Below are 25,211 nucleotides of genomic sequence, written 5' to 3'. Positions count from 1 at the left end.
ATTGTGTCCAGCTCCGCCCCGGGGCGAATTAATAGAAATGTGACATGGTCACGGGAGATTAACCGGATAAGTGGTCAATTCCGGTCGAATGACGGATACTTCCACTGGCGGGCCGACCGGACAGTACGTTCGAGCAGGCTGCCGCATCGGTTCGAGGGCCGCCCGGCGGCGGTAGCAGGAGTTGACTCATGACTGTCGAAACGATCGCAGTCGGCCCCGGCGGCGCACCCGACGACCGTTCCCGGCGCGCGACAACCACCGCGGGCGGTCACTTCCTCGACCGGGCCTCCGGCTGTCGCATCCGGCTGGCGACCCCCGCCGCCGAGCCCGGGCTCTGGGCCCGCTACCTGGACGGCGCGCTGCGCACCTACCGGCACTTCGGGGTCGAGGAGGCGCTCGAGCTCTCCGCCACCGCCGACGGCGATACCACCGCGCTCTTCTGCACCGCCACCGACGCCGACGGGCGGATGGTGGCCGGGGTCCGCGTGCAGGGCAGGTACCGGCGGGTCACCGACGCCACCTCGCTGCTGGCCTGGGCGGGCCGCCCCGGCGAGAGCGCGCTGCGCATGATGATGGCGGGCAGGCTGCCGTTCGGCGTCGTCGAGGGGCGCGGCGCCTGGGTGTCGCGGGAGACGCCGTACCGCAACGAGCTCGGCGCCGCGATCTCGCGCTGCCTCGCGCATGCGCCGCGGCTGCTCGACGCGCGCTTCTGCTTCGCCACCGTCGCCTCCTTCACCGCGAGCAGACACGCGGCCAGCGGCGGCCTGACGGCCACCGACATCACCCCGGTGCCGTACCCGGACGACCGCTACCGCACGGTGCCGATCTGGTGGGACACCAGGCGCTACCGCAACATCGCGGCGCCCGACCAGTACGCGGCCATGCAGGCCGAGTGGGTCGAGCTCGGCCTACCCGAGCCCGACCCGCGACCGTTCCGTGGCTGCTGAGCCCGGCGCGGCGCACCGGCCGCTCGTCATCGACCCCGCCGCCCCCGGCGCCGCGGCCGCCATCGCGGAGCTGCGCGAACGCCCCGGGATCGAGGTCACCGACCTGCGCGCGCCGCTGCGCGCCGAGCTCGCCGAGATCCCGGAGCCCGCGCCGCGGGCCGGGGACCGCTGGGTCTACTACCCGTGGCGCAACCGGCTGCTCGGGCTGCCAGCCGAGCCGGAGTTCCGCGCGGTCCGGCTGAACCGCAACCGGAACAAGCTCACCGCCGAGGAGCAGGCGGTGCTCGGCGCGCTGCGGATCGGGGTGGTCGGGCAGAGCGTCGGCCACGCCGTCGCCTACGCGCTGGCGCAGGAGGGGGTCTGCGGCTACCTGCGGCTGGCCGACTTCGACGCGATCGCGCTCTCCAACCTGAACCGGGTGCCGGCCACGCTCTTCGATATCGGGGTGAACAAGGCGGTGGTGACCGCACGCCGGATCGCCGAGCTCGACCCCTACCTCCCGGTCGACATCCACCCGGGTGGCGTGGACGGTGACTCCATGCCGGAGTACCTGGCCGGGCTCTCGCTGGTGGTCGAGGAGTGCGACTCGCTCGACGTGAAGCTGCTGGTCCGTGAGCACGCGCGCGCCGCCGGGCTGCCGGTGGTGATGGAGACGAGCGACCGCGGCCTGCTCGACATCGAGCGCTACGACCTGGAGCCGGAGCGCGAGCCGTTCCACGGCATGCTCGGCGGGGTGAAGGCCGCGGATCTGCGCGGATTGGCCTCCAGGGACAAGGCGCCCTACGTCATGGGCATCCTCGGCGCGGACCAGATCTCCGCCCGGATGGGCGCCAGCATGGTCGAGATCGACGAGACCCTCGCGGCCTGGCCGCAGCTGGGCAGCGAGGTCATGCTCGGCGGCGCGCTGGTGGCCGCCGCGGTGCGCCGGATCGGGCTCGGCGGCGCGCTGCCGTCCGGCCGGGTCCGGATCGACCTGGAGGCCGAGCTGGACCGGGTGGCCGCGCCCGAGCTCCCCGCCGCCGCGGCCGCCGGGCCGGACGACCTCGACCCGCACCTGCCCCCGCCCGACGCCTCGGACGTGCGCACGGTGCTGCACTGCGCGCAGCGCGCCCCCTCGGGCGGGAACGCGCAGCCCTGGACGCTGACGGCCGACGCGGGGGAGATCCGGATAGCGCTCCGCACCGACTACCGCACCGGCCTCGACCACCGCTTCCGCGGCAGCGCAGTCGCGCTCGGCGCCGCGCTCTACAACGCGCGCGCGGCCGCCGCGGCGCTCGGCATCCTCGGCGCCGTAGAACTACGCGAATCGGACGACGATGGCCTGATTGCGACGCTGCGTCTGGGACGCGGCTCGGATCCGGCGCTCGCCGCCGACTATCCGTGGGCGCTGCGGCGCGAGACCAATCGCAGGCTCGGCGCCGGCGGCACACTGGACGGGACACTCGCCGCCGCGCTGCGCAACGCCGCGACGGCGGAGGGTGCGATGTTGCGGATCGTCGACGATCCGGACGCACTCGCCGAGGCGGCCGCGATCCTGGCCGCGTCGGATCGGGTGCGCTACCTGGAACCCGAGCTGCACCGCGAGCTGTTCGACGAGGTCAGAGCAGTCGGCGATGACTTGGCGGCCGGGATCGATGTGCGCAGCCTCGAGCTCGCCCCGGACGAGCAGGTGGCGTTCGAGGTGGCGCGCCGCCCCGACATCATGGCGAATCTGCGGGACTGGTCCGGCGGGGCCGCGCTGGGCGACAGCACCCGTGACCGGGTGCTCACGGCCGCCGCGATCCTGGTCGTCACGGTACCGGCCGAGACGGTCGACGCGCCGGGATTGACCGCTTACGCCCGCGGCGGCGCCGCCGTCGAGCGGGTGTGGATCGCGGCGCAACGAGCGGGTCTTGCGGTGCAGCCGATCTCCCCGGTCTTCCTCTATGCGCGCGAGGTCAGCGAACTGGCCGCGATTTCCCCCCGCTTCGTGGATACACTGACGTCACTTCAGGGACGATTCCTACACCTCGTCGGCGTTCCCGAACGTGAGACCATGGCATTGGCGCTGCGCGTGAGCCGGGCCGCCGACGCGACGGTCCGAAGCAGGCGACGCCCGATGCCGGGCGTGGACACCAGCGGCTAGTGCGATCGGAGACAAGGTGCCTCGGCGGACACTCGACTCACTGGTGACCGAAGTCGCCTCCGAGCTGATGGGTGTCGACGCGACCACGATGGTGGCGGCCACCGAACGGGTACTGGCGACCCTGGTGGAGTACTTCGACGTCGATTTCAGCTATGTCCGGCATACCGACCGCGAACGCCGCGCGACCGTCCTGGTCGCCGAGTGGCCGCCGCGCGAGGACGTGCCGGAGCCGGACCCGCTCCGGGTCGTCTACTTCGACAAGGCCGACTCGGTCTTCAAGGCGCTGGAGAATGCCACCGAGCCGTTCCTGGTGACCAGGGACGACGCGGACTACCAGGAGACCATCCGCCGCGCCTCCGGCCTGCCCTACGTGACCTCGGCGGCGGTGCCGCTGCTCTCCCGCGGCGAGTCGACCGGGCTGCTCGGCTTCATCAAGGTCGGCGACCGCGACTGGACCACCCGCGAGCTCAACGTGCTCAAGGCGATCGCCGCGCTCTTCGCCCAGTTGCAGGCCAGGGTGGTGGCCGAGGAGCGGCTGCGCTACATCGCGCTGCACGACGACCTGACCGGGCTGGCGAACCGGAGGGCGCTGCTCGAGCACATGGAGGAACGTTTGCGGGCCGGTAGCCCGGGTCCGGTCGCGACCTTCTTCCTCGACCTCGACCGGCTGAAGGCGCTCAACGACTTTCTGGGACACACCGCGGGCGACAATTTCATCCGCTCGCTCTCGGCCCGGCTCCGGGAGAACCTGGACCCCACCGACATGATCGCCCGGCTCGGCGGCGACGAGTTCGTGATCGTCCCGGCCAAGCCGATGGACGCGGTGGCCGCGGAGAACGAGGCCACCCGGATCCAGCAGCTGATCGGGCGCCGGGTCACCGTGGGCGGGGAGTCGGTGAGCCGCGGCGCCAGCGTCGGGGTCGCGCTCGGCATCCCCGGCGAGACCACCGTCGCCGACGTGCTGCGCCGGGCCGACCACGCGCTGCTCTCGGCCAAGTCCGGCGGCGGCAACGGGGTCGCGGTCTTCACCGACGCCATGCGCGCCCAGTTCGAGCTGCAGGACGACGTGGAGCTGAATTTGCGCGGCGCGGTGGCCGACGGCTCGCTGATCCTGCACTACCAGCCCGAGGTGGATCTGCGCACCGGCCGGATCGTCGCGCTGGAGGCGCTGGTCCGCTGGCTGCACCCGACCAGGGGGCTGCTGCCGCCCGGCGCCTTCGTCAGTGTCGCCGAGGCCACCAACCTGGCCGGTGAGCTCGGCCGCTGGGTGATCCGCTCGGCCTGCGCGCAGTTCGCCGAGTGGCGCAGGCGGGGGCTGGCCGCGGACATCGTCATGCGGATCAACGTGTCGCCGGTGCAGCTGGTCAGCCTGGACTTCGTGGAGCGGATCGAGGACATGCTCCGGCTGTTCGGCATCGACGGCAGCTCGATCTGCCTGGAGATCACCGAACACGTCGTCGTGCAGGACCTCTCGCGCACCCAGGTGACGCTGCGCGGGCTCAAGCGGATGGGCGTGCAGATCGCCATCGACGACTTCGGCACCGGCTACAGCTCGCTCTCGCACCTCAAGGCGCTGCCGGTGGACGCGGTGAAGATCGACCGCGGCTTCGTGCAGCGGCTCGGCGCCAGCGCCGACGATCTCGCCATCGTGAAGTCGATCATCGGGCTGGCCGGGTCGTTCGGGCTCGGCGTCGTCGGCGAGGGGGTGGAGACGCCGGTCGCGGCGCGCACTCTCGTAGGGCTTGGCTGCTACCGGGCGCAGGGGTTCCTGATCGCGCGGCCGATGCCCGCCGAGCAGGCCGAGGTGCACCTGGCCGAGGGGCGGATCCCGCTCGACCTGGATCTGCCGCGGCCGGATCGCAGCGCGCCCGCACGCTGAAGCGCGCGATTCGTCGCCTCTTCGTACCGCGTTCACACGGCGTTGGTCGCCGGGCACTCCGCCGCCTCCACGATCGGCGGGTGCGCATCGTGCAGCTCGCCAATTTCTACGGCCCGCGCTCCGGGGGGCTGCGCACCGCGCTGCACCACCTGGGTGACGGCTACGTCGCCGCCGGTCACGAGGTGGTGCTGATCGTGCCAGGCCCGCGCCGCGCCGAGGAGGTGCTGCCGACCGGCGCCGTGCGGATCACGCTGCCCGCGTTGCCGATTCCCGGCACCGGCGGATACCGCGCCACCGACCCGCGCCGGGTGGCCGACGTGCTGGCCGGGCTGCGGCCGGACGTGCTCGAGGTCTCCGACCGGCTCACGCTGCGCGGCTTCGGCCGCTGGGCGCGGCGGCGCGATGTGGCGAGCGTGATGATCTCGCACGAGCGGCTCGACCGGTTCCTCGGTCAGGTGCTGCCCGGGCCGGCCGCGCGGCGCTTCGCCGACTTCGCCAACCGGCGCACCGCCGAGCAGTACGACGTGGTGGTCTGCACCACCGAGTTCGCCCGCGCCGAGTTCCGCCGGATCGACGCCCCGAACGTGGAGCTGGTTCCGCTCGGCGTCGACCTGGAGCTGTTCAGCCCGAACCGGGTGGACGAGCGGCTGCGCGCCGAGCTCGGCGTGGCCGGGCACCCGCTGCTGGTGCACTGCGGCAGGCTCTCGGTGGAGAAGCGGGTTGACCGCAGCATCGAGGCGGTCGGCGAGCTGGCCGAGGCCGGGATCGGCGCGCGGCTGGTCGTCGCCGGGGACGGCCCGCGCCGGGAGGCGCTGGAGCGGCGCGCCCGCCTGCTGCCCAAGCTGCCCGGCGGCGCGCCCGCGGTGCACTTCACCGGCTTCCTCACCGATCGCGACCGGGTCGCCGCGCTGCTCGCCACCGCCGACGTCGCGCTGGCGCCCGGCCCGCACGAGACCTTCGGGCTGGCCGCGCTCGAGGCGCTGGCCGCGGGCACGCCGGTGGTGGCGAGCCGCTCCTCCGCGCTCGCCGACATCGTCACCGCGGAGTGCGGCGCCGTCGCCGCCGACCACCCGGCCGCCTTCGCCCGCGCGGTGGACGGCGTGCTCGCCATGCCGACCGCGGGCCGCAGGCTGGCCGCGCGCAGCCGGGCCGAGCAGTTCACCTGGCCGCGCGCGGTCGCCGGGATGCTCGCGGTGCTCGGGCGCTGAGCACGGGCCCGCCGGAGCGCCGAGCACCTCGAAGTACCCTGCGACGACGGGACGCGCGCCGACGAGAGGAACGTGCTGTGACTGTGGTGGGTATCCGGCGGGGCCGCAAGGTGACCGTGCGGCAGGCGAAAGCGCTGGTGACCGGGGCCGCGAGCGGGATCGGGCAGGCTACGGCGGTCGCGCTGGCGAAGCAGGGCGGGCAGCTCGTGCTCACCGATATCGACTCCCCCGGGCTGACCGCGACCGCCGATCTGGTCCGCGCCGCGGGCGGGACGGTGCTCGCCGCCCGCGCGCTCGACATCACCGACTACGACGCGGTCCGCGCGTTCGCCGACGCGGTGCACGCCGAGCACGTCGCGCTGGACATCGTGCTGAACATCGCGGGCACCTCGGCCTGGGGCACGGTGGAGAACCTGGAGCACAAGCACTGGCGGCGCATGGTCGAGGTCAACCTCATGGGGCCGATCCACGTCATCGAGACCTTCGTGCCGCCGATGGTCAGGGCCGGGCGCGGCGGCGCGCTGGTGAACGTCTCCTCGGCGGCCGGGCTGATCGCGCTGCCCTGGCACGCCGCCTACAGCGCCAGCAAGTTCGGCATCCGCGGCGTCTCCGAGGTGCTCCGCTTCGACCTGGCGCCGCACGGCATCTCGGTGCACGTGGTGGCGCCCGGCGCGGTGAACACCCCGCTGGTGCACTCCTTCGACCTGGTCGGCGTCGACAAGGACGACCCGCGGGTACGGCGGCTGCACGACCGCTTCACCGGGCACGCCGTCGCGCCGGAGAAGGTGGCCGATGCCATCGTGAAGGGCATCGAGAAGGATCGCTTCCTCGTCTTCACCTCGTTCGACATCCGCTTCGCCTACTGGTGGAAGCGGAAGTTCGCGCTGCCCTACGAGTTCGTGATCGGGCAGGCGTCGAAGAAGTTCGCCCGGTTGCTGCGCGAGCCGCGGCGCTAGCCGACGCTCTCCATCGGCTCGCAGGGCTCGCAGACCCCGGCCGGCTCGGCGGCGGCGGCCTCCTGGCAGTTCAGGTGCACGTCGAGCACCCGGGCGCCGGGCCCCTGGTCGCCGAGCCGGTCGCCCTCGTTGGCCAGCTTGCAGCTGCCGAGCGAGAGGCAGCCGCAGCCGATGCAGCCGGTGAGGTTGTCGCGCAGCCGGACCAGCTGGGTGATGCGTTCGTCCAGGTCGGTGCGCCAGGCAGTGGAGAGCGTTTCCCAGTCGCGGCGGGTCGGGGTGCGGCCGGCCGGGAGCCGATCGAGCGCGTCCCTGATCTCGCTGAGCGGGATGCCGACCCGCTGCGAGATCCGGATGAAGGCCACCCGGCGCAGCGTCTCCCTGGTGTAGCGCCGCTGGTTCCCGCTGGTGCGGCGGCTCGAGATGAGACCTTCGCGTTCGTAGAAGTGCAGGGCGGACACCGCTACTCCGCTACGCTCGGAAAGCTGCCCGGGGGTCAGCTCCTTCGTACGCCAATCGGCAGTCGTCATCGGACTCCTCCATTCACCTCAACAATACTTCAGGTTCCTTCCGTCCGGGACCGAATCGCCGTGCCGTGCGCCGCCGGTGCGACTACGGTCGGTTCATGGACGAAGGGGAAGGACGCGAGGCGAAGGCCGGGCTCTCGGTGACCTCCGAGGTCGGCCGGCTGCGCGCGGTGCTGCTGCACCGCCCCGGCGACGAGCTGCGCAGGCTCACCCCGCGCAACAACGACCAGCTGCTCTTCGACGCCATCCCGTGGGTCGAGCGGGCGCAGCAGGAGCACGACATCTTCGCGGGCACGCTGCGCGACCGCGGCGTCGAGGTGCTGCTGCTCGGCGAGCTGCTCGCCGAGACGCTCGGGGTCAGCGGCGCCGCGCGGGTCCAGGGCATCACCGGCGCGGTGGACGCGCGCAGGCTCGGCCACCCGCTCGCCGAGCAGCTCGCCGCCCACCTGCGCGGCGTGCCCGGCCCGGAGCTGGCGAACGTGCTGATCGCCGGAATGACCTTCGACGAGCTGCCGTTCGGCCCGGACACCGCCTCGCTGGTGCGCCGGATGCACCAGGGCGGCGACTTCGTCATCGACCCGCTGCCCAACCTCATGTTCACCAGGGACTCGTCGTTCTGGGTCGGGCCGCGGGTGGCGATCACCGCGCTGGCGCTGCCCGCGCGCGCCCGCGAGACCTCGCTCACCGACCTGATCTACGCCTTCCACCCGCGCTTCCTCGGGGTGCGGCGCGCCTACGAATCGCACACCGCGCCGATCGAGGGCGGCGACGTGCTGCTGCTCGCGCCCGGCGTCGTCGCGGTCGGGGTCGGCGAGCGCACCACCCCCGCCGGGGCGGAGGCGCTGGCCCGCAGCCTCTTCGACGACGACCTGGCGCACACCGTGCTGGTGGTGCCGATCGCGCAGAACCGGGCAACGATGCACCTGGACACCGTCTGCACCATGGTCGACACCGACGCGGTGGTGATGTACCCGGCGGTGCGGGATTCGCTGACCGCCTTCACCATCCGCCGCGAGGAGGGCTACGGCGGCCGCACCGGTGACGGCGGGGTGAGCATGGCCGGGCCCGACCCGTTCCTGCCCGCCGCGGCCGAGGCCATGGGCATCGGCAAGCTCCGGGTGATCGACACCGGGCTGGACGGCGTCACCGCGGAGCGCGAGCAGTGGGACGACGGCAACAACACGCTCGCGCTCGCCCCCGGCGTCGTTGTCGCCTACGAGCGCAACGAGATGACGAACACCCGGCTGCGCGACGCCGGGATCGAGGTGCTGCCGATTCCCGGCTCGGAGATCGGCTCCGGGCGCGGCGGGCCGCGCTGCCTCTCCTGTCCGATCGCCCGCGACGAGGTGTGAGACCGTGCTCGAGCTGGAGATCACCCACGATTCCTCGGTGCCGCCCTACGAGCAGCTGCGGATCGGCGTCGTCGCCAAGGTGCGCTCCGGCGCGCTCACCGCGGGCACCAAGATCCCGACCGTGCGGGCGCTGGCCGAGCAGCTCGGGCTCGCCCCGAACACCGTCGCCCGCGCCTACCGCGAGCTGGAGGCCGACGGCGTGCTGGAGACCAGGGGCAGGCAGGGCACCTTCATCGCCTCCTCCGGCGACCCGACCCGCGACCTCGCGGGCCGGGCCGCCACCGAGTACGTCGCCGCGATCCGGCGGCTCGGCCTCGACGACCGCAGCGCACTGCGCTATATCCGCTCCGCGCTGGAGGCCAACCCGCCGACCGGCTGATCAGCGCCAGCTGGGCAGCCAGAGGTGGTCGTGCCAGTTGCCCGGCGTGATCGGCAGTGCGGTCAGGATCGGCCACAGCCAGATGAAGTTCGCGATCACCAGCCCCAGGTAGAGGCAGACGCCGAGCAACCCGAGGCTGTGCCGCTCGCTCGGTACCGCGCGCGCGGGTCCGGGCACCCCGCGCGGCAGCGGGAGCCGCCGGGCCGGGCCGAGTACGTCGCCGAGCACCAGCGCCACCCCCATCACCAGGAAGGGCGCGAGCGCGACCGCGTAGAAGTAGTACATCTGCCGGTCGAGGGTCAGGAACCAGGGCAGCCAGGCGGCGCCGTAGCCGGCCAGCACCGCGGCGTAGCGCCAGTCCCTGCGCACGATGCCGCGCCAGATCATCCAGGCCAGCGCGGGGAAGGCGATCCACCACAGTGCCGGGGTGCCGACCAGCATGACCGCCTTGACGCACTGCGTCTGGCCGCAGCCGGTGACGCCGCCGTCGGCGTAGTAGTAGAGCATCGGCCGCAGCCCCATCGGCCAGGTCCACGGCTTGGACTCCCACGGGTGGTGGTTGCCTGCCGAGTTGGTCAGCTCGGAGTGGAAGCGCAGGCTCTCGCCGCTGTAGTACCAGAGCGAGCGCAGCGCGTCCGGCACGAAGGCGAACGGCCCGCCGGTCCCCACCTGGTTGCCGACCGCCCAGCGGTACACCCCGACCTCGCTCGCGAACCACGCCGCGTAGCTGCCCAGATACACCAGCAGCGGAATCAGCACCAGCGCGTACAGTGCGGGCCCGACGTCCCGCACGAGCGTGCCGAGCCACGGCCGCCGCACCCCGTAGGTGTGCCGCGCCGCCACGTCGAAGGCCACGCTGAGCAGCCCGAACGCCACCACGAAGTAGATCGCCGACCACTTGGTTCCGCAGGCGAGCCCGAGCAGCACACCCGCGCCGAACCGCCACCAGCGCACCCCCACCCGCGGCCCCCACGCGGTGAACGCGGCGCGGCCCTCGAAGTCGGCGAGCGCCAGCCGCTGCCGCACCTCGTCCCGGTCGACGATCAGGCAGCCGAAGGCGGCGACGACGAAGAGCGCCATGAAGATGTCGAGCATGCCGATCCGGGACGAGACGAAGGTGAGCCCGTCCGCGATCAGCAGCAGCCCGGCGATCGCGCCGACCAGCGTCGAGCGCGCCATCCGCCGCACGATCCGGATCACCAGCAGCACCAGCAGCGTTCCGGCGACCGCGGCGGAGAAGCGCCAGCCCCAGGCGTTGTAGCCGAAGATCGCCTCGCCGATCGCGATCAGCTGCTTGCCGACCGGCGGGTGCACCACCAGCCCGTACCCCGGGTTGTCCTCCACCCCGTTGCCGGTGAGCATCTGCCACGCCTGCGGCGCGTAGTGCTTCTCGTCGAAGACCGGGGTGCCCGCGTCGGTGGGGTAGCCGAGGTAGATGAACCGGGTGAGCGCCGCGATCAGCGTGAGCACGCCGGTGACGATCCAGCCGCGGGCGGTGTCGACCGGGCCGAAGTCCGGGACCGGGCGCCGCGGCGCCGGGCTCGACCGCGCGGGCGGGGGCACGGAGGGCGCCGTCGCGCGCTGGCCGGTCACCTGGGTCACGCCCCGATCGTAGGCGGTGGAGAATGGAGCACCGTGACCGAACCGGGCAGGCTGGTACTGGCGGCAACGCCGATGGGCGAGATCGGCGACGCCTCGCAGCGGCTCCGCGACGCACTCGGCACGGCCGAGGTGATCGCGGCCGAGGACACCAGGCGCACCCGCTCGCTGGCGAAGGCGCTCGGGGTCGAGATCACCGGCCGGGTGGTGAGCTTCTACGACCACGTCGAGCTGGCCCGCATCCCGGCGCTGCTCGGCGAGATCGCCGACGGCAAGACCGTGCTGCTCGTCACCGACGCGGGCATGCCGTCGGTCAGCGACCCCGGCTACCGCCTCGTCGCCGCCTGCGCCGAGCGCGACCTCCCGGTCACCTGCCTGCCTGGCCCCTCCGCCGTGACCACCGCGCTCGCGCTCTCGGCGCTGCCCGTCGAGCGGTTCTGCTTCGACGGCTTCGCCCCGCGCAAGCAGGGCGCCCGCCGGGAGTGGTTCGGCACCCTGCGCACCGAATCCCGCGCCTGCGTCTTCTTCGAGGCGCCGCACCGGCTGGCGGACTGCCTGGCCGACGCCGTCGCGGTGCTCGGCCCCGATCGCCGCGCCGCCGTCTGCCGCGAACTCACCAAGACCTACGAGGAGGTCGTCCGCGGCACCATCGGCGAACTCGCCGCCTGGGCCGCCGACGGCGTGCGCGGCGAGATCACCGTGGTCCTGGCGGGCGCCACCGCGGTCGCCGCGGACCCGGCCGACCTGGTCGCCGAGGTCGAGGCCAGGGTCGCCGCTGGCATCCGGCTCAAGGACGCCTGCGCCGATCTCGCCGCCGAGACCGGTGCGTCCCGCCGTGCGCTCTACGACGCCGTGCTCGCCGCCCGCCGCGCCGACGCGCCCGCCTGACCGGCAGGTATGCGGTATTCGCCCGGACCGCGCATGATCGGGGCATGACCTCTCTGGAGAGCAAGGCCAAGACGTTCCTGGAACTGCACCGCCCCGGCACCCCCGCCGTCCTGCCCACCGTGTGGGACGCGTGGTCCGCGAATCTCGCCGTCGCCGCGGGTTTTTCCGCGCTCACCGTCGGCAGCCACCCGGTCGCCGATTCCATCGGCCGCCCGGACGGTGAGGGGATGAGCTACACCGAGCTGCTCACCCGCGCCAAGCAGATCACCGAATCCGTCGAGGTGCCGGTCTCGGTCGACATCGAATCCGGCTACGGGCTCGAGCCCGCGCAGCTCATCGACGGGCTGCTGGAGGCGGGGGCCATCGGGCTCAATATCGAGGACACCGTGCACAGCGAGGGCAAGCGGCTGCGCGGCGCCGAGGAGCACGCCGAGCTCGTGCGCGGGCTGCGCCAGTTCGCCGACGCCGCTGGCGTGCACGTCGTCGTCAACGCCCGCACCGACCTCTTCCTCCGCCAGGACGGCGACGAGAGCGACCGCGTCGATCGCGCCATCGCCCGGCTGAACCTCGCCGTCGAGGCAGGCGCCGACGTCCTCTACCCGGTCGGCAGGCACAGCGACGCCGACCTCCGCAGGCTCACCTCGGAGCTGTCGAAGCCGGTGAACGCCATCGGCGTTCCGGATGCCCCGAACCTGAAGGAGCTGGCCGACGCCGGAGTCGCCCGGGTCAGCTTCGGCCCGTTCCTCCAGGCCGCGCTGGCCAAGGAGGCCGACCGCCTGTTCGGCGCCTGGAAGTAGCACCCGTCAGCGGCGTGCCCGGCAGCGGTTGCCGGGCACGCCGCCGCGCTACTTGGGCTCGACGTACCGCGGGAACACCGCCTCCGGCTCCGGCAGTTGCACCCCCGCGACGAGCGGAACCGCGATGTCGGCGAAGGTCCGGTTCGGCTGGGCGAGGAGGTCGAGAATTCGCCCGGCCGAACCGGGGATCACCGGCTGCACCAGGATGGCGACGATCCGCACGACCTCCAGCGTGACGTAGAGGACCGTGCCCTCGCGAGCACTGTCCCCGGCCTTGGCCAGGGCCCACGGCTGCTGCGCCGAGAAGTACTTGTTCGCCTCGCCGAGCGTGAGCCAGAGCGCCTCCAGCGCGAGATGCAGCTGCTGCTGGTCGAATTCGGCCCGAACCTGCTCGAGCAGCCCGTTGGCGCGGTCGAGCAGCGCCTGATCCGCCGCGGTGAATTCGCCGGGAGCCGGGACGACGGAGGCGAAGTCGCGGGCGACCATCTTGAGGCTGCGCTGCACGAGGTTGCCGAACTCGTTGGCGAGGTCGGTGTTGATCCGCCCGACGATGGCCTCGTGGCTGTAGTTTCCGTCCTGGCCGTAGGAGATCTCGCGGAGCAGGAAGAAGCGGACGGCGTCCAGGCCGTAGGCATCGACGAGGGCGAGCGGGTCGACCACGTTGCCGACCGACTTCGACATCTTCTCGCCCCGGTTGTACAGAAACCCGTGCACGTACACGCGTTTCGGCAGCTCCAGCCCGGCGGAGAGCAGGAAGGCCGGCCAGTAGACGGTGTGGAAGCGGGTGATGTCCTTGCCGATGATGTGCACGTCGGCGGGCCAGAAGCGCCGGTAGGAGTCGGATTCCGTGTCCGGGAAGCCGACGCCGGTGAGGTAGTTGGTGAGCGCGTCCACCCAGACGTACATGACGTGGTCCGGGTGGCCGGGCACGGGGACGCCCCAGTCGAAGGTGGTGCGCGAGATGGAGAGATCCTTGAGCCCGGCCTTGACGTAGCTGACGATCTCGTTGCGCCGGGTGGCGGGGGCGATGAACTCGGGGTGCTCCGCGTAGAGCGCGAGCAGCCGGTCCTGGTAGGCGGAGAGCCGGAAGAAGAAGTTGGACTCCTCGGTCCAGGTGACCGGGGTGTTGGTCTCGGTGGAGTAGCGGGTGCCGTCCGCCGCCGGCGTGGTCTCCTCCTCGGTGTAGAACGCTTCGTCGCGCACCGAGTACCAGCCCGAGTAGTTGCCGAGGTAGATGTCGCCGCTGGCGAGCATCCGCTCCCAGATGGCGACGCTGGCCGCGAGGTGATCGGAGTCGGTGGTGCGGATGAAACGGTCGTAGGAGATGTCGAGCGCCTTGTCCATGGCCTCGAAGACGTCGGAGTTCCGCGCGGCGAGCTCCTCCACCGGGACGCCCTCCGCCTGCGCGGTCTGCTGCATCTTCTGGCCGTGCTCGTCGGTGCCGGTCATGAAGAACACGTCGTATCCGTCGAGCCGCTTGAACCGGGCGAGCGCGTCGGACGAGATGTACTCGTACGCGTGCCCGATGTGCGGTGCGCCGTTCGGATAGGCGATGGCCGTGGTGAGGTAGAAGGCTTCGCTCATGGTGTGTCTACTCTAATGCGCGTGCCAGCCCCGCTTCCCCTCGATATCGCCCGGAGCCTCCGATGAGCCGCACCCGCCCCGCGCCGGAGCCGCCGGAGCCGCTCGCGCCGCTGGTGGACGCGCATACCCACATCGACGCGTGTGGAGCAACGGATCCCGCCGGCGTCGCCGCGCTGGCCGACCGGGCGGCCGCGGTCGGGGTGGGGACGATCGTCACCGTCGCCGACGACCTGGCCGCCGCGCGCTTCGCGGTCGCTGCCGCGCACTGGGACGACCGGGTCTACGCCGCGGTCGCGCTGCATCCGACCAGGGCGAACGCCCTCGACGATGCCGCGAAGGCCGAGCTGGAGCAGCTGGCCGCCGACCCGCGGGTGGTCGCGGTGGGGGAGACCGGGCTCGACTACTACTGGCCGGGCAAGCTGGAGGGCTGCGCCGACGTGGAGACCCAGGTCGACGGCTTCCGCTGGCACATCGACCTGGCCAAGCGGCTCGGCAAGCCGCTGATGATCCACAACCGGGAGGCCGACCACGACCTGCTCGCCGTCCTGCTGGACGAGGGCGCCCCGGAGACCGTGATCTTCCACTGCTTCTCCGGCGACACGGCCATGGCGCAGGCCTGCGTGGCCGAGGGGTACGTGCTGAGCTTCTCCGGCACGGTGAGCTTCAAGAACGCGCACGAGCTGCGCGAGGCGGCCACCGTGGTGCCCGCCGCGCAGCTCCTGGTGGAGACCGACGCGCCCTACCTGACGCCGCACCCGTTCCGCGGCGCGCCGAACGAGTCCTACTGCCTGCCGTACACCGTGCGGGCGCTGGCCGAGGTGCGCGGCGAGGATCCGGCGGAGCTGGCCGAGATCAGCACCGCCAACGCGCGCCGGGTGTACCGGCTGCGGTAACCGCCGATCTTCCGGGTTTCCGGCGTTTCATGATCGAAAACAGTAGTGTGTCCCGGGTCACTTTCACCGCGATCAGGGCGTTATCTACCTGCGGCTCCGATATCGCGCCGTGACCTGGAAGGACGCTGTTCACATTCGTACGGTTGCCCAGAGCGGCTGGCTTCGTTACCGTCTTGTGACCATGTCGCCCTTCACGCGGATCAACCGGTCGCGTTCACCGCTGCTGTACAGCGCGGTGGCCGCCCTGTTGCTCACGCTGATCGTCGGCTCGGCGCTCGCCATCGTGAACCGGAAGACGGTGACCATCGTCGTCGACGGTGAGCAGACAGTCTTCACCACCATGTCCACGGATGTCGGCGGCGTGCTGCGCGCCGCCGGATTCGAGCTGAGCGACCGCGACCTGGTGCTGCCCGGCGTCGGCAACGGGCTCTCGGACGGCGCCACCATCACCGTGAACCGGGCCCGCCAGGTGGAGCTCTCCATCGACGGCAAGCCGGAGAAGGTGTGGACCACCGGGCTCACCGCGGGCGACGCGCTGGCCCAGCTCGATCTCCCCGGCGACATGTACGTGTGGCCCGCCCGCGGCGACCGGCTCCCGCTGGCGGGAGGCTCGCTGCAGATCGCGAGCCCGCGCGCGGTGTCGCTGGCCGACGGCGGGGTGCCCGCCGTGGAGCTGCGGCTCGCCGCGCCGACCGTGGGCGAACTGCTCCGGGTCGCGGGCGTGCCGCTGCAGCAGCGGGACACGGTCGAGCCCGCAGCGGAGACCCCGCTGGTCGACGGCATGCGGGTCACCGTGACCCGCACCAGGACCGAGCAGAAGATCGAGACGCTGCCGCTGCCGCCGCCGGAGAACGTGATCGAGGATCCGGAGCTGAACCAGAGCCGCACGGTGGTGGAGAGCAAGGGCGTCCCCGGCGTGCAGGACGTGACCTTCGCCGTGACCACCGTGAACGGCGTCGAGATCGGCCGCGAGCAGGTGGGGAGCACGGTCAGCGTGGCTGCCCAGCCGAAGACGGTGCGCAAGGGCGCCAAGCCGGGCACCGAGGTGCCGACGGTGCGCGACGGCGGGGTCTGGGACGCGCTGGCCAAGTGCGAGGCCAACGGCAACTGGTCGATCAACACCGGCAACGGCTACTACGGCGGCATCCAGTTCGACCAGAGCACCTGGGAGCGCCAGGGCGGCACCAAGTACGCGCCGCGCGCCGATCTCGCCACCCGCGAGGAGCAGATCGCCATCGCCGAGGTCACCAGGGCGCGGCAGGGCTGGGGCGCCTGGCCCGCCTGCACCGCCGGGCTCGGCATCGGCGATTGATAGGTTCCCCGGGTGCCTGAACCCGAATCGACCGCAGCCGCTCCCACTCCGCGCGGCGCGGCCGCGCTGCTCGGCCCCGCCGAGGTGCGGGTGCTGGCCGAGCGGTTCGGCATCCGGCCGACCAAGCAGCTCGGGCAGAACTTCGTGCACGACGCCAATACCGTGCGCCGGATCGTCACCGTGGCCGGCGTCGGGCCGGGGGACACCGTGCTCGAGGTCGGGCCGGGGCTGGGGTCACTGACGCTGGCGCTGCTCGACGTGGTGCACAGCGTGGTCGCCGTGGAGATCGATCCGGCGCTCGCCGAGGCGCTGCCAGGCACCGTCGCGGACCGCGCGCCGGGGCTGGCCTCGCGGCTGCACGTGGTGCGCGCGGACGCGCTGCGGGTGAGCGCGGGCCAGCTGCCCGCCGCGCCGACCGCGCTGGTGGCGAATCTGCCGTACAACGTCGCGGTGCCGGTGCTGCTGCACCTGCTCGCCGAGCTGCCCGGGCTGACGACGGCGCTGGTGATGGTGCAGGCCGAGGTCGCCGATCGGCTGGCGGCGCCGCCGGGGAACCGGGTGTACGGGGTGCCGTCGGTGAAGGCCGGGTTCTACGGCACCGTGCGCCGGGCCGGTGCGGTCGGCACGCAGGTGTTCTGGCCGGTGCCGCGGGTGGAGTCCGGGCTGGTGCGGGTCGACCGCTACGCCGAGCCGCCGTGGGCCACCGACGCCGCGCACCGCGCGCGGGTCTTCCCGGTGATCGACGCCGCCTTCGCCCAGCGGCGCAAGACCCTGCGCGCCGCGCTGGCGGGCTGGGCCGGCTCCGCCCCCGAAGCCGAGCGCCGGTTGCGCGCGGCGGGGATCGATCCCGCCGCGCGCGGGGAGACGCTGGACACCGCCGCCTACGTCCGGCTGGCGGAACAGGGCTGAATCGGCCGTCCGCCGCGGTCCGGTGACCGTGGCGGATGCTCAGCCGTGGCCGTGCTCGCCGGAATCAGAGCTGGAATCAGAGCCGGTGCCGTGATCGTGGCCGTGCCCGTCACCGGACGACTCCTGCTCCACCACCGCGGCGGTGAACTCCGCGGTGTGCACCCGGCCCCCGTGCTTGAAGTCCAGGTACAACCGGTAGTCGCCGGTACTCGGCGCCTCCGCGTGGAAGGACACCTCGGGACCCGGTGGCGTGCGCCCGACCTCGCCCTCCGGATGGACGTGCAGGTAGGCCAGGTCCGCGGCGCGCAGCGCGACCAGGTGGGCATAGGCGCCGAGGTACGGCTCCAGATCGGTGACCGGGACCCCGTCGCGCCGGACCGCGAAGCGCAGCTCACTGCCCGCGGTGCTCAGCTCACCGGTCAGCGTGACCTCGTACCCGTCCACCCGAGCGACCGCGGCGGGCGGCGGCAGCGGCTGGAGCGCGACCGCCCCCGGAACCTCGACCGCGCGGCTGAGCACCAGCTCCTCCGCCCCCTCGGGGGAGAAGTCCGCGAAGACCCGGTAGCTGCCCGGCTCCGCCCAGCTCCAGTCGATGGACCACAGCCCGGCCGCGTCCATCGCCGGGTGCACGTGCCGGTACCCGGTGCCGTCGCTGCGCACCACGATCAGGTGCAGCTTCTCGTCGTGCCTGGTCGCGAAGCGGGTGACGGCGGTGCCGTCGGGGCCGGTGATGCGGAAGCGGAGCGTGCCGGAGGTGTCCGGCGCACCGGGCGCCTCGATCGGGGTGAGTGTGTACCCGCCCGCACTGTCCGCGAGACCGGCCGGGGTGGGCTCGTCCGGCGCCGAATCCGGCGCCGCCAGCCTGCCGATCCCGAGCGCCGCCGCGAAGACCACGACCAGCGCGACCCCGAAGCCGACGAGCTTCAGCCGGTCGGACATCAGCGCGCGACCTCGTACCCGGCCTCGTCGACGGCGGCGAGCACGGCATCGTCGCTCAGCGCGGCGGAGCTCTCCACCCGCACCGCGCCGGACTCCAGGTCGACCTCGACGCCGGTGACGCCGTCGATCTTGCCGATCTCGGACTTCACCGAGGCCGCGCAGTGGCCGCAGGTCATCCCGGTGACGGTGTAGGTGGTGCTCGACATCTCGGCTCCTGTGCTCGTCGGTCTCCCGGCCATACGGCCGGGGGGTATCTCGAAATCCGACCATACCCCCGCCCGGTATAGACCGCAATGCGCGCGGGCCGGGCGTGCGGCCGTGGCACCGGTTAGGCTCGGCTACCGTGCTGTCAGTTGTGCCGAGCCCCCTCACCGTGCGCGCGCCGTCCAAGGTGAACCTGCACCTCGGCATCGGCGATCTGCGCCCGGACGGCTACCACGATCTCACCACCGTCTTCCAGGCGCTCTCGCTCACCGACGACGTCCGGATCACCCCGGCGAACTCGCTCACCGTCAAGGTCACCGGGGAGGGCGCCGCCGACGTCCCGACCGACCGCGGCAACCTGGTCTGGAAGGCCGCGGTCCGGCTCGCGCACCTGGCCGGGCGGGCGCCGCTGGTGGAGATCGCCATCGGCAAGGGCATCCCGGTGGCCGGCGGCATGGCGGGCGGCAGCGCCGACGCGGCGGCCGCGCTGGTCGGGCTGGACGCGCTCTGGGAGCTCGGGCTCGGCCGCGACGAACTCGCGGGCATCGGCGCCGAGCTCGGCAGCGACGTGCCGTTCGCGCTGCACGGCGGCACCGCGCTCGGCACCGGCCGCGGCGAGCGGCTGCTCCCGGTGCTGGCCAGGAACGCCTTTCACTGGGTGCTCGCGCTGGCGAAGGGCGGGCTCTCGACGCCAGCGGTCTTCGCCGAGCTGGACCGGCTGCGCGCGCAGGGCGAGCCGCCCCGGCTCGGCGAGCCGCAGCGGCTCATCCAGGCGCTCGCCGGCGGGGACGCCGCCGCGCTCGCCCCGCTGCTCGGCAACGACATGCAGGCCGCGGCGCTCTCGCTGAAGCCGGAGCTGCGCCGCACGCTGCGCGCCGGGGTCACCGCGGGGGCGCTGGCGGGCATCGTCTCCGGCTCGGGCCCGACCTGCGCCTTCCTCTGCGAGAGCGCGGAGGCCGCGGTCGCCGTCGCCGCCGAACTCGCCGGCGCGGGCGTCTGCCGCAGCGTTCGCACCGCGACCGGCCCGGTCCCCGGTGCCCGCATCGTGCCGAACGACCACGCCGAGCAGCACTGACCTGCGCCGACAGAACGATCCGAAGCTGCGGCGGTAGCACAGGTCGGCTGCCGAGCCGTTCGCCGGCTCGAACGTGACCGTCGGCGCACCGGCCACTTCGCGTTCCGGAGCCGCCGACGGCCCGCGACAACCCCGCGCCCACCGGCGCCGAGCGGCCGCTCGGTAGCCTGGAGCGTCGGTCTCCCGCATTCCCCGGAAGGATCCATGTCCAACCTGATCAACCTGGAGCAGGTCTCGAAGAGCTTCGGGATCGCCCCGCTGCTCGACGGCGTCTCGCTCGGTGTGCACGCCGGGGAGCGGATCGGCGTCGTCGGCCTGAACGGCGGCGGCAAGACCACCCTGCTCGAGGTGCTGACCGGGTTGGAGCCGCCGGACGCGGGCCGGGTGAGCAGGCTGGGCGGACTGCGGATCGCGGTGGTCACCCAGCGCGGCGTGCTGCCCCCCGGCGCCACGGTCGGGGCGGTGGTGCTCGCCGGGCTCGCCGACGAGGCGGGCTTCGCGCACGCGGGCGAGCTGGCCGAGCACGAGTACGCCGCCAACCCGCGGATCCGCGGCGTGCTTGAGGGCATCGGCATCGCCGGGCTCGGCCTGGAGACCCTGATCGACTCGCTCTCCGGCGGCGAGCGCCGCCGGGTGGCGCTGGCCGCCGCGCTGGTGCGCGAGCTCGACCTGCTGGTCCTGGACGAGCCGACCAACCACCTCGACGTCGAGGGCGTGCAGTGGCTGGCCGAGCACCTGCTGTCCCGGCGCAGCGCGCTCGTCGTCGTCACCCACGATCGCTGGTTCCTCGACACCGTCGCCACCCGCACCTGGGAGGTCGTCGGCGGCAAGGTGGAGAGCTACGAGGGCGGCTACGGCGACTGGATCTTCGCCCGCGCGGAGCGCGCGCGGCAGGCCGACTCCAGCGAATCCCGCCGCCGCAACCTGGCCCGCAAGGAACTCGCCTGGCTGCGCCGCGGCCCGCAGGCCCGCACCTCGAAGCCGCGCTACCGGGTGGAGGCCGCGGAGGCGCTGATCGCGGATGTGCCGGAGCCGAGGGACAGCGTCTCGCTGGCGAGCTTCGCGCGCAAGCGGCTCGGCCGGGTGGTGGTCGAGCTGGAGGATGCCGCGCTGGCCACCCCGGACGGCCGCGAGCTGCTCCGCGACCTCACCTGGCGGCTCGCCCCCGGCGAGCGGGTCGGGCTGGTCGGGGTGAACGGCAGCGGCAAGACCACGCTGCTGCGCGCGCTCGCGGGCGACGCCGAGCTGGTCGCGGGCAAGCGGATCCAGGGCCAGACGGTCCGGATCGGCTGGCTGCGCCAGGAGCTCGACGACCTGCCGGTCGAGCTGCGGGTGCTGGAGGCGGTGCAGCAGGTGGCGCAGCGAATCGAGCTGGGCGACGGCTACGAGCTCTCCGCCGGGCAGCTCGCCGAGCGGCTCGGCTTCAGCCCGGCCAGGCAGCGCACCCCGGTGCGCGACCTCTCCGGCGGCGAGCGGCGCAGGCTGCAGCTCACCCGGATCCTGATGGCCGAGCCGAACGTGCTGCTGCTCGACGAGCCGACCAACGACCTCGACATCGACACCCTGCAGCAGCTGGAGGACCTGCTCGACAACTGGGCGGGCACGCTGGTGGTGATCAGCCACGACCGCTACCTGATCGAGCGGATCTGCGACTCCACCTGGGCGCTCTTCGGCGACGGCGGGCTCACCAACCTGCCCGGCGGCATCGAGGAGTACCTGCGCAGGCGCGCCGCGCTCGGCGCCGCCCCCGCCCTCCGCGCGGCCGCCGCCACCGCGACCGACGAGCCGAGGTCCACCGTCGACCCGGCCACCTACCGGGCCGCGCGCAAGGAGCTGTCCAAGCTGGAGCGGTCCCTGGACAAGCTCACCGAGCGGGAGCGGACGCTGCACGGCGCGCTGCTCGACGCCGCCACCGAGCCCGCCCGGCTGGCCGACCTGAACGCCGAGCTGCTCCGGGTGACCGCCGAGAAGGAGACCACCGAGGAGCGCTGGATGGAGCTGGCCGAGGAGTTCTAGCCGGACGGCAGCGCCCGCGGCGGCATGCCGACCGGCCGAGCCGTCAGCTCGACTCCGCGGTGCGCCCGTCGACGACCACCGGCAGGCAGGTGCGCACGAAGTCGGCGCCGAAGCCGCTGAGCAGCACGCTGCGGTACTGCAGCTTGGCCCCGCGCCCGGAGCGCTTGAGCAGGTCCCGCACCACGGCCTTGGCCTCGATGATCTGGTACCGGTTCGGGTTGCCGACCGGCTCCCGGTCGAACTCGATCAGCCCGAGTCTGCGCAGGTTGGTCTGGTACTGCTGGATCCGGTTCGGGAAGCGGAGGCCGGCGTGCTCGCCGAGCACGGTGATCCCGGTGATCTTGCGGTCCGAGCCGAGCGTGCGCGGGCGGCCGAGCCGGATGTCGATGGCGGGCTGCGGACCGTCCAGGTGCAGGAAGCGCAGGACGCGGGCCTCGTCGGGGGTGAGCTCGGCCAGGATGCGCGCGAAGGCCGGGTGCAGCTCGGCGCTCTCGGCGCTGGTGCTCGCGGAGAGCCGGAGCAGCGCGGCGCCCTGCTCGCGCAGCGTCGGCACCCCGCCCGCGCCGCCCGCGTGCTCGGCATCGACCCCGAGCGCCCGGCGCAGCCGCCCGCGTACCTCGGACTCGGCCTCGGCCAGCACCTCGCGCGGCGGTGTCCCGGCCATGCTGCCGCGGACAACGGTCGAGGTGACGCCGAGCGCGGTGTCGACGGTCCAGGAGGTCACCTCGGAGGCGGCGGTCCAGGCCACCTTCGCCACCCCGGTGGCGGCGCGAACGGTCTCCCGCGGCGTCACCGGCACGATGCGCCGCGCCTGCCCGCGCACCGCGATCTCGCGGCGCGGCGCGGCGCCGAGCACCTCCGGTTCGGCGTCGTTCCGGGCGGGAACTCCGCCGGTCTCGGGCGCCTCGCCGCCCGGATCGCTCACAGCCATGTGGTTGCCACTTCCGTTCCGAAGACCAGAATATGAGCGTATCCGGCAATCAGCCCGAGCACGCCGCCATGGACGAAAAGCAGCCATTCGTCCTGTTTGATCGCGGCGCGCAGCATGTCGACGAAGTCGGGTGGCGAGAGCGCCGACATCTGCTTGGCGATGTACTCGTTGACCTGCTTGCCCTGCTGCTGGTTGAAGTCCGGGTCGGCGAAGGCGATCGGCGCGATCGCCATCGCCTCGCTGGTGAAGGTGTTCTGCAGGGTGTCGTAGTCGCGGCTGCCGAGCATGAACTTGACCGCGGGCCTGGCCGGGCCGAGCGCGCGGTCGGCGGCGGGGCGCAGCGTGTCCTCCAGCATCTGCATGGTGCGGTCCGAGCGCGGGCCGTTCAGCAGCTCGTCGCCGATATTGGCGAGCGTGATCACCTGGGTGGAGACCAGCTCGGCGTAGCCGTCAGTGATCTCGTTCTGCCGCTTGATCAGCAGCCCCTGCCGCCACGGGCACCACCACCTCGGGTAGGCGGGGGCGAAGATCATGTTCAGCCCGACCCAGTTCACCACCCAGCCGATCACGATGCCGCCGATCGGCAGCACCGCCAGGCTGGACCAGCCGGTCAGGTGCAGGATCCCGACGAGCACCACGCCCATCGGGGCGCCGAAATAGAAGCCGAAATTCTGCATGAAGCGCAGTTCCTTGGCGCCGAGCACCTGGAAGAGCTGGTTCAGCAGTTGCGGTCGGGCCTGGAAATAGCGGATGACCATCTGCTTCACATCGAGCAGCTGATCGATGTTCTCGCCCAATTCCAGGGTGAGCTCGTGCAGAATATCCGGCAGCTGCTGCTTGACCCGCTCGTGCACCTTCTCGCGCACCTGTGCGGGCAGGTTGAACCAGAGCTGGGGATGCTCGCGCCGCAGAATTTCCTCGACGATGTCGCGGATCTGCGCGTCGGCCACCCGGGTGAGATGTTCGGCCAGCTTTTCCGGGTCCAGCTCGCGATAGAAGTCGGAGACGCTGCCCAGTTTGGAGAGCCCCTTGTCCACCGCGATACTCGCCATCTTGTCCGCGCGCGAGGGGACGATGCCCTGCCAGCCGAGCCTGCCGTCGTAGCTCAGCAGCGGCAGGATCTGAATTCGCTTGGGCAGGTAGGGAAACACAGCCTTGAGGCCGGGCACCCGGAAGCCGTGGAATGCAATCGGCCGGAACAGCATGAGGATGCCGGTCCAGTTGGTGATATAGCCGATGACGCCGGTGAAAAGCGGGATGGTCAACAACTCGAGGAGAATGGTCGGATGGACCCCGAAAGCACTCTCCAACACGACTTCCTCCTGCCGACACACCAGTGACCGCCGCCGCACCGGCACCTCAAACTAGCACCAGCGGGGCGGTGGAACCGCACGGTGAGCCCCGAATGCGCGGGTCCGGCATACCGGCCGCGGGTGCCGGGCAATAATCTGGGGACGGTTTCCATGCGGTCGAGAAGTTCGGAGCAGGACGTGGCAAACGACAGAACCGGGCGGACCGCCACGGGGCAGTCCGCCCAGGGGCAGAATCTGGCCAGACCCGGTAGCCGCGAGGTGGAGCGCAGCGCGGACGTCGAGCAGCGGCAGATCAGCAACGAGGCGCGGCTGATCCGCGGCGTCTTCCGGGCCGCGGGGGTGGCGGCGGGCTCGGTGGTGCGCGGCGGGCAGTGGGCCGTCGGCACCGGCTACGAGGTGACCCGCGAGATCGCGCAGGCGGCGCTGGACGGCGAGTCCTCCGCCGATATCGCCGAGCGCACCAGCAACGCGCTGCGCTCCATCGCGCGCAGCGCGCTCGGCGTCACCGAGGGGTCGGTGCGCGAGATCGTCAGCTATGTGCCGACGCCGAACGGCAGCGGCGGGAGCAGCCAGCAGCAGCAGGCGCTGGTGATCGGGCAGAACCTGCGCTCGGCCAGCTCCCAGGAGCTGCGCCGCCGCGGCGACGCGCTGCTGGCCCGCTCGGCCGATGTCTACTTCACCGAGGACGTGCACCCGGCCTACGACCGGATCCTCGACGAGCTCGCCCCCGACGAGGCCCGCATCCTGCGCTTCATGGCGCTGAACGGCGCGCAGCCCGCAGTCGACGTGCGCACCAACCGCCCGCTCGGCATCGGCTCCGAGCTGGTCAGGGGTGACCTCACCTCGGTGCCGGAGCAGGCGGGCGTGCGCTATCCGGACCGGTCCCGCGCGTACCTGATCAACCTGAACCGGCTCGGCCTCACCCAGACCTCGGACGACCCGGTGGTGCTGAGCCGCTACATGGTGCTCGAGGTGCAGCCGTCGGTGGAGGCCGCGCTGAAGAAGGCGGGGCGGGCGCCGAAGATCGTGCGCAAGAGTCTCCGCCTCACCGAGTTCGGCGAGGACTTCTGCCGCACCTGTTTCACGATCGCGACCTGACCGCCGCGGTGCGTCGCCCGCTGCGGTGATAGCGATCTGATACAAATCTTCGCGATTCGGTCGAGCGTGCCCGAGCGGATGGGATCGTGGAGTCATGGACGAGGAGCGCAGCGAAACGGCCGGTGGCGCGGCCGAGCCACGCGGGGCAGCCGCCCCGGGTGGTGCCCGCTCGCGCCCGGCCGCGGTGTCCGAGCGGCCGCCCGACGCCGACGGGGCACCGCCGGATGCGCGGATCTCGATGGGCGAGCGGCAGGCGGGCCAGGCCGCGGGCGGCCGGATCGGC

At 72.5% G+C, this 25,211-nt stretch carries 22 protein-coding genes; 15 read left to right on the top strand and 7 right to left on the bottom strand.

Translation table 11 applies throughout. The features are described 5' to 3' along the window. Positions 1-188 precede the first annotated feature (188 nt). The 5 genes from LTT61_RS14420 to LTT61_RS14400 all read left to right on the top strand — a co-directional run bounded on the left by LTT61_RS14420 (position 189) and on the right by LTT61_RS14400 (position 7,115). Positions 189-947, top strand: a complete 759-nt coding sequence (locus LTT61_RS14420; RefSeq protein ID WP_233020468.1) for a hypothetical protein — start codon at positions 189-191, stop codon at positions 945-947. Beyond that, positions 937-3,072: an Rv1355c family protein gene (locus LTT61_RS14415; RefSeq protein ID WP_233020467.1), complete on the top strand. Its 2,136-nt coding sequence runs from the start codon at positions 937-939 to the stop codon at positions 3,070-3,072. Before LTT61_RS14420 ends, LTT61_RS14415 begins: the two co-directional genes overlap by 11 nt. 43 nt (positions 3,073-3,115) lie before the next feature. Beyond that, positions 3,116-4,951, top strand: coding sequence for a putative bifunctional diguanylate cyclase/phosphodiesterase (locus LTT61_RS14410; RefSeq protein WP_269821887.1), 1,836 nt, complete (start codon positions 3,116-3,118; stop codon positions 4,949-4,951). A gap of 80 nt (positions 4,952-5,031) precedes the next feature. Further along, on the top strand, positions 5,032-6,159 hold the full coding sequence (locus LTT61_RS14405; protein ID WP_233020466.1) for a glycosyltransferase: 1,128 nt from the start codon (positions 5,032-5,034) through the stop codon (positions 6,157-6,159). Positions 6,160-6,269: 110 nt separating this feature from the next. Further along, on the top strand, positions 6,270-7,115 hold the full coding sequence (locus LTT61_RS14400; RefSeq protein WP_420094812.1) for an SDR family oxidoreductase: 846 nt from the start codon (positions 6,270-6,272) through the stop codon (positions 7,113-7,115). On the opposite strand, the gene soxR is transcribed toward LTT61_RS14400, so the two are convergent. Beyond that, a complete protein-coding gene (gene soxR / locus LTT61_RS14395) occupies positions 7,112-7,642 on the bottom strand; it encodes a redox-sensitive transcriptional activator SoxR (protein WP_233020464.1) in 531 nt (176 codons plus the stop codon). The genes LTT61_RS14400 and soxR overlap by 4 nt on opposite strands. 95 nt (positions 7,643-7,737) lie before the next feature. On the opposite strand from soxR, the gene LTT61_RS14390 reads away from it, so the two are divergent. After that, the gene (locus tag LTT61_RS14390) at positions 7,738-8,991 is read left to right on the top strand and encodes an arginine deiminase (protein WP_233020463.1); all 1,254 of its coding nucleotides are present in this window, start codon (positions 7,738-7,740) and stop codon (positions 8,989-8,991) included. Between the two features lie 4 nt (positions 8,992-8,995). Next, positions 8,996-9,370, top strand: a complete 375-nt coding sequence (locus LTT61_RS14385; RefSeq protein WP_233020462.1) for a GntR family transcriptional regulator — start codon at positions 8,996-8,998, stop codon at positions 9,368-9,370. Here the strand turns inward: LTT61_RS14385 and LTT61_RS14380 are convergent, their stop codons facing one another. Next, positions 9,371-10,972, bottom strand: coding sequence for a dolichyl-phosphate-mannose--protein mannosyltransferase (locus LTT61_RS14380; RefSeq protein WP_233020461.1), 1,602 nt, complete (start codon positions 10,970-10,972; stop codon positions 9,371-9,373). Between the two features lie 33 nt (positions 10,973-11,005). Here LTT61_RS14380 and rsmI point away from each other — a divergent pair, with 33 nt between their 5' ends. Together rsmI and LTT61_RS14370 are read left to right on the top strand one after the other, a co-directional pair. Then, positions 11,006-11,857 carry a 16S rRNA (cytidine(1402)-2'-O)-methyltransferase gene (gene rsmI / locus LTT61_RS14375; protein WP_269821886.1) on the top strand — a complete coding sequence of 284 codons (852 nt, stop codon included), beginning with the start codon at positions 11,006-11,008 and terminating at the stop codon, positions 11,855-11,857. A 44-nt stretch (positions 11,858-11,901) separates the two neighbouring features. Beyond that, positions 11,902-12,654 (top strand): isocitrate lyase/PEP mutase family protein, encoded by a 753-nt coding sequence (locus LTT61_RS14370; RefSeq protein ID WP_233020460.1) that lies wholly within the window; start codon positions 11,902-11,904, stop codon positions 12,652-12,654. A 48-nt stretch (positions 12,655-12,702) separates the two neighbouring features. Here LTT61_RS14370 and metG read toward each other — a convergent pair whose 3' ends face one another. Next, positions 12,703-14,238 (bottom strand): methionine--tRNA ligase, encoded by a 1,536-nt coding sequence (gene metG / locus LTT61_RS14365; RefSeq protein ID WP_233020459.1) that lies wholly within the window; start codon positions 14,236-14,238, stop codon positions 12,703-12,705. 62 nt (positions 14,239-14,300) lie between these two features. Between metG and LTT61_RS14360 the strand changes: the two genes are divergently transcribed. The 3 genes from LTT61_RS14360 to rsmA all read left to right on the top strand — a co-directional run bounded on the left by LTT61_RS14360 (position 14,301) and on the right by rsmA (position 17,352). Continuing rightward, positions 14,301-15,131: a TatD family hydrolase gene (locus LTT61_RS14360; protein ID WP_233020458.1), complete on the top strand. Its 831-nt coding sequence runs from the start codon at positions 14,301-14,303 to the stop codon at positions 15,129-15,131. Positions 15,132-15,312: 181 nt separating this feature from the next. Further along, on the top strand, positions 15,313-16,443 hold the full coding sequence (locus tag LTT61_RS14355) for a resuscitation-promoting factor (protein ID WP_233020457.1): 1,131 nt from the start codon (positions 15,313-15,315) through the stop codon (positions 16,441-16,443). Between the two features lie 12 nt (positions 16,444-16,455). After that, positions 16,456-17,352 (top strand): 16S rRNA (adenine(1518)-N(6)/adenine(1519)-N(6))-dimethyltransferase RsmA, encoded by an 897-nt coding sequence (gene rsmA, locus LTT61_RS14350; protein WP_233020456.1) that lies wholly within the window; start codon positions 16,456-16,458, stop codon positions 17,350-17,352. A 39-nt stretch (positions 17,353-17,391) separates the two neighbouring features. On the opposite strand, the gene LTT61_RS14345 is transcribed toward rsmA, so the two are convergent. Continuing rightward, on the bottom strand, positions 17,392-18,291 hold the full coding sequence (locus tag LTT61_RS14345) for a DUF748 domain-containing protein (protein ID WP_233020455.1): 900 nt from the start codon (positions 18,289-18,291) through the stop codon (positions 17,392-17,394). After that, entirely contained in the window at positions 18,291-18,497 is a 207-nt protein-coding gene (locus LTT61_RS14340; RefSeq protein WP_233020454.1) for a heavy-metal-associated domain-containing protein, read from the bottom strand. The genes LTT61_RS14345 and LTT61_RS14340 overlap by 1 nt, the downstream gene beginning before the upstream one ends. A 137-nt stretch (positions 18,498-18,634) precedes the next feature. On the opposite strand from LTT61_RS14340, the gene LTT61_RS14335 reads away from it, so the two are divergent. Both LTT61_RS14335 and LTT61_RS14330 read left to right on the top strand, forming a co-directional pair. Then, positions 18,635-19,570 (top strand): 4-(cytidine 5'-diphospho)-2-C-methyl-D-erythritol kinase, encoded by a 936-nt coding sequence (locus LTT61_RS14335; RefSeq protein WP_233020453.1) that lies wholly within the window; start codon positions 18,635-18,637, stop codon positions 19,568-19,570. 204 nt (positions 19,571-19,774) lie between these two features. After that, a complete protein-coding gene (locus LTT61_RS14330) occupies positions 19,775-21,586 on the top strand; it encodes an ABC-F family ATP-binding cassette domain-containing protein (RefSeq protein WP_233020452.1) in 1,812 nt (603 codons plus the stop codon). 43 nt (positions 21,587-21,629) lie between these two features. On the opposite strand, the gene LTT61_RS14325 is transcribed toward LTT61_RS14330, so the two are convergent. Further along, positions 21,630-22,517: an Abi-alpha family protein gene (locus tag LTT61_RS14325; protein WP_233020451.1), complete on the bottom strand. Its 888-nt coding sequence runs from the start codon at positions 22,515-22,517 to the stop codon at positions 21,630-21,632. Beyond that, the gene (locus LTT61_RS14320) at positions 22,508-23,830 is read right to left on the bottom strand and encodes a hypothetical protein (RefSeq protein ID WP_233020450.1); all 1,323 of its coding nucleotides are present in this window, start codon (positions 23,828-23,830) and stop codon (positions 22,508-22,510) included. The genes LTT61_RS14325 and LTT61_RS14320 overlap by 10 nt, the downstream gene beginning before the upstream one ends. Before the next feature lie 177 nt (positions 23,831-24,007). Between LTT61_RS14320 and LTT61_RS14315 the strand changes: the two genes are divergently transcribed. Next, positions 24,008-24,928, top strand: a complete 921-nt coding sequence (locus LTT61_RS14315; protein WP_420094789.1) for an Abi-alpha family protein — start codon at positions 24,008-24,010, stop codon at positions 24,926-24,928. Positions 24,929-25,211 lie beyond the last annotated feature (283 nt).

This window comes from Nocardia asteroides (genome assembly GCF_021183625.1).
In the GTDB taxonomy this organism is placed as follows: Bacteria; Actinomycetota; Actinomycetes; order Mycobacteriales; family Mycobacteriaceae; genus Nocardia; species Nocardia asteroides_A.
This window is presented reverse-complemented; position numbering and strand designations above follow the sequence as displayed.

Excerpts from the sequence above, each read along its gene's own strand:
- LTT61_RS14420 (WP_233020468.1), top strand. The coding sequence starts at position 189 with ATGACTGTCGAAACGATCGCAGTCGGCCCCGGCGGCGCACCCGACGAC.
- soxR (WP_233020464.1), bottom strand. The coding sequence starts at position 7,642 with ATGACGACTGCCGATTGGCGTACGAAGGAGCTGACCCCCGGGCAGCTT.
- LTT61_RS14390 (WP_233020463.1), top strand. The coding sequence starts at position 7,738 with ATGGACGAAGGGGAAGGACGCGAGGCGAAGGCCGGGCTCTCGGTGACC.
- LTT61_RS14370 (WP_233020460.1), top strand. The coding sequence starts at position 11,902 with ATGACCTCTCTGGAGAGCAAGGCCAAGACGTTCCTGGAACTGCACCGC.
- metG (WP_233020459.1), bottom strand. The coding sequence starts at position 14,238 with ATGAGCGAAGCCTTCTACCTCACCACGGCCATCGCCTATCCGAACGGC.
- LTT61_RS14360 (WP_233020458.1), top strand. The coding sequence starts at position 14,301 with ATGAGCCGCACCCGCCCCGCGCCGGAGCCGCCGGAGCCGCTCGCGCCG.
- LTT61_RS14355 (WP_233020457.1), top strand. The coding sequence starts at position 15,313 with ATGTCGCCCTTCACGCGGATCAACCGGTCGCGTTCACCGCTGCTGTAC.
- LTT61_RS14345 (WP_233020455.1), bottom strand. The coding sequence starts at position 18,291 with ATGTCCGACCGGCTGAAGCTCGTCGGCTTCGGGGTCGCGCTGGTCGTG.
- LTT61_RS14340 (WP_233020454.1), bottom strand. The coding sequence starts at position 18,497 with ATGTCGAGCACCACCTACACCGTCACCGGGATGACCTGCGGCCACTGC.
- LTT61_RS14330 (WP_233020452.1), top strand. The coding sequence starts at position 19,775 with ATGTCCAACCTGATCAACCTGGAGCAGGTCTCGAAGAGCTTCGGGATC.
- LTT61_RS14325 (WP_233020451.1), bottom strand. The coding sequence starts at position 22,517 with ATGGCTGTGAGCGATCCGGGCGGCGAGGCGCCCGAGACCGGCGGAGTT.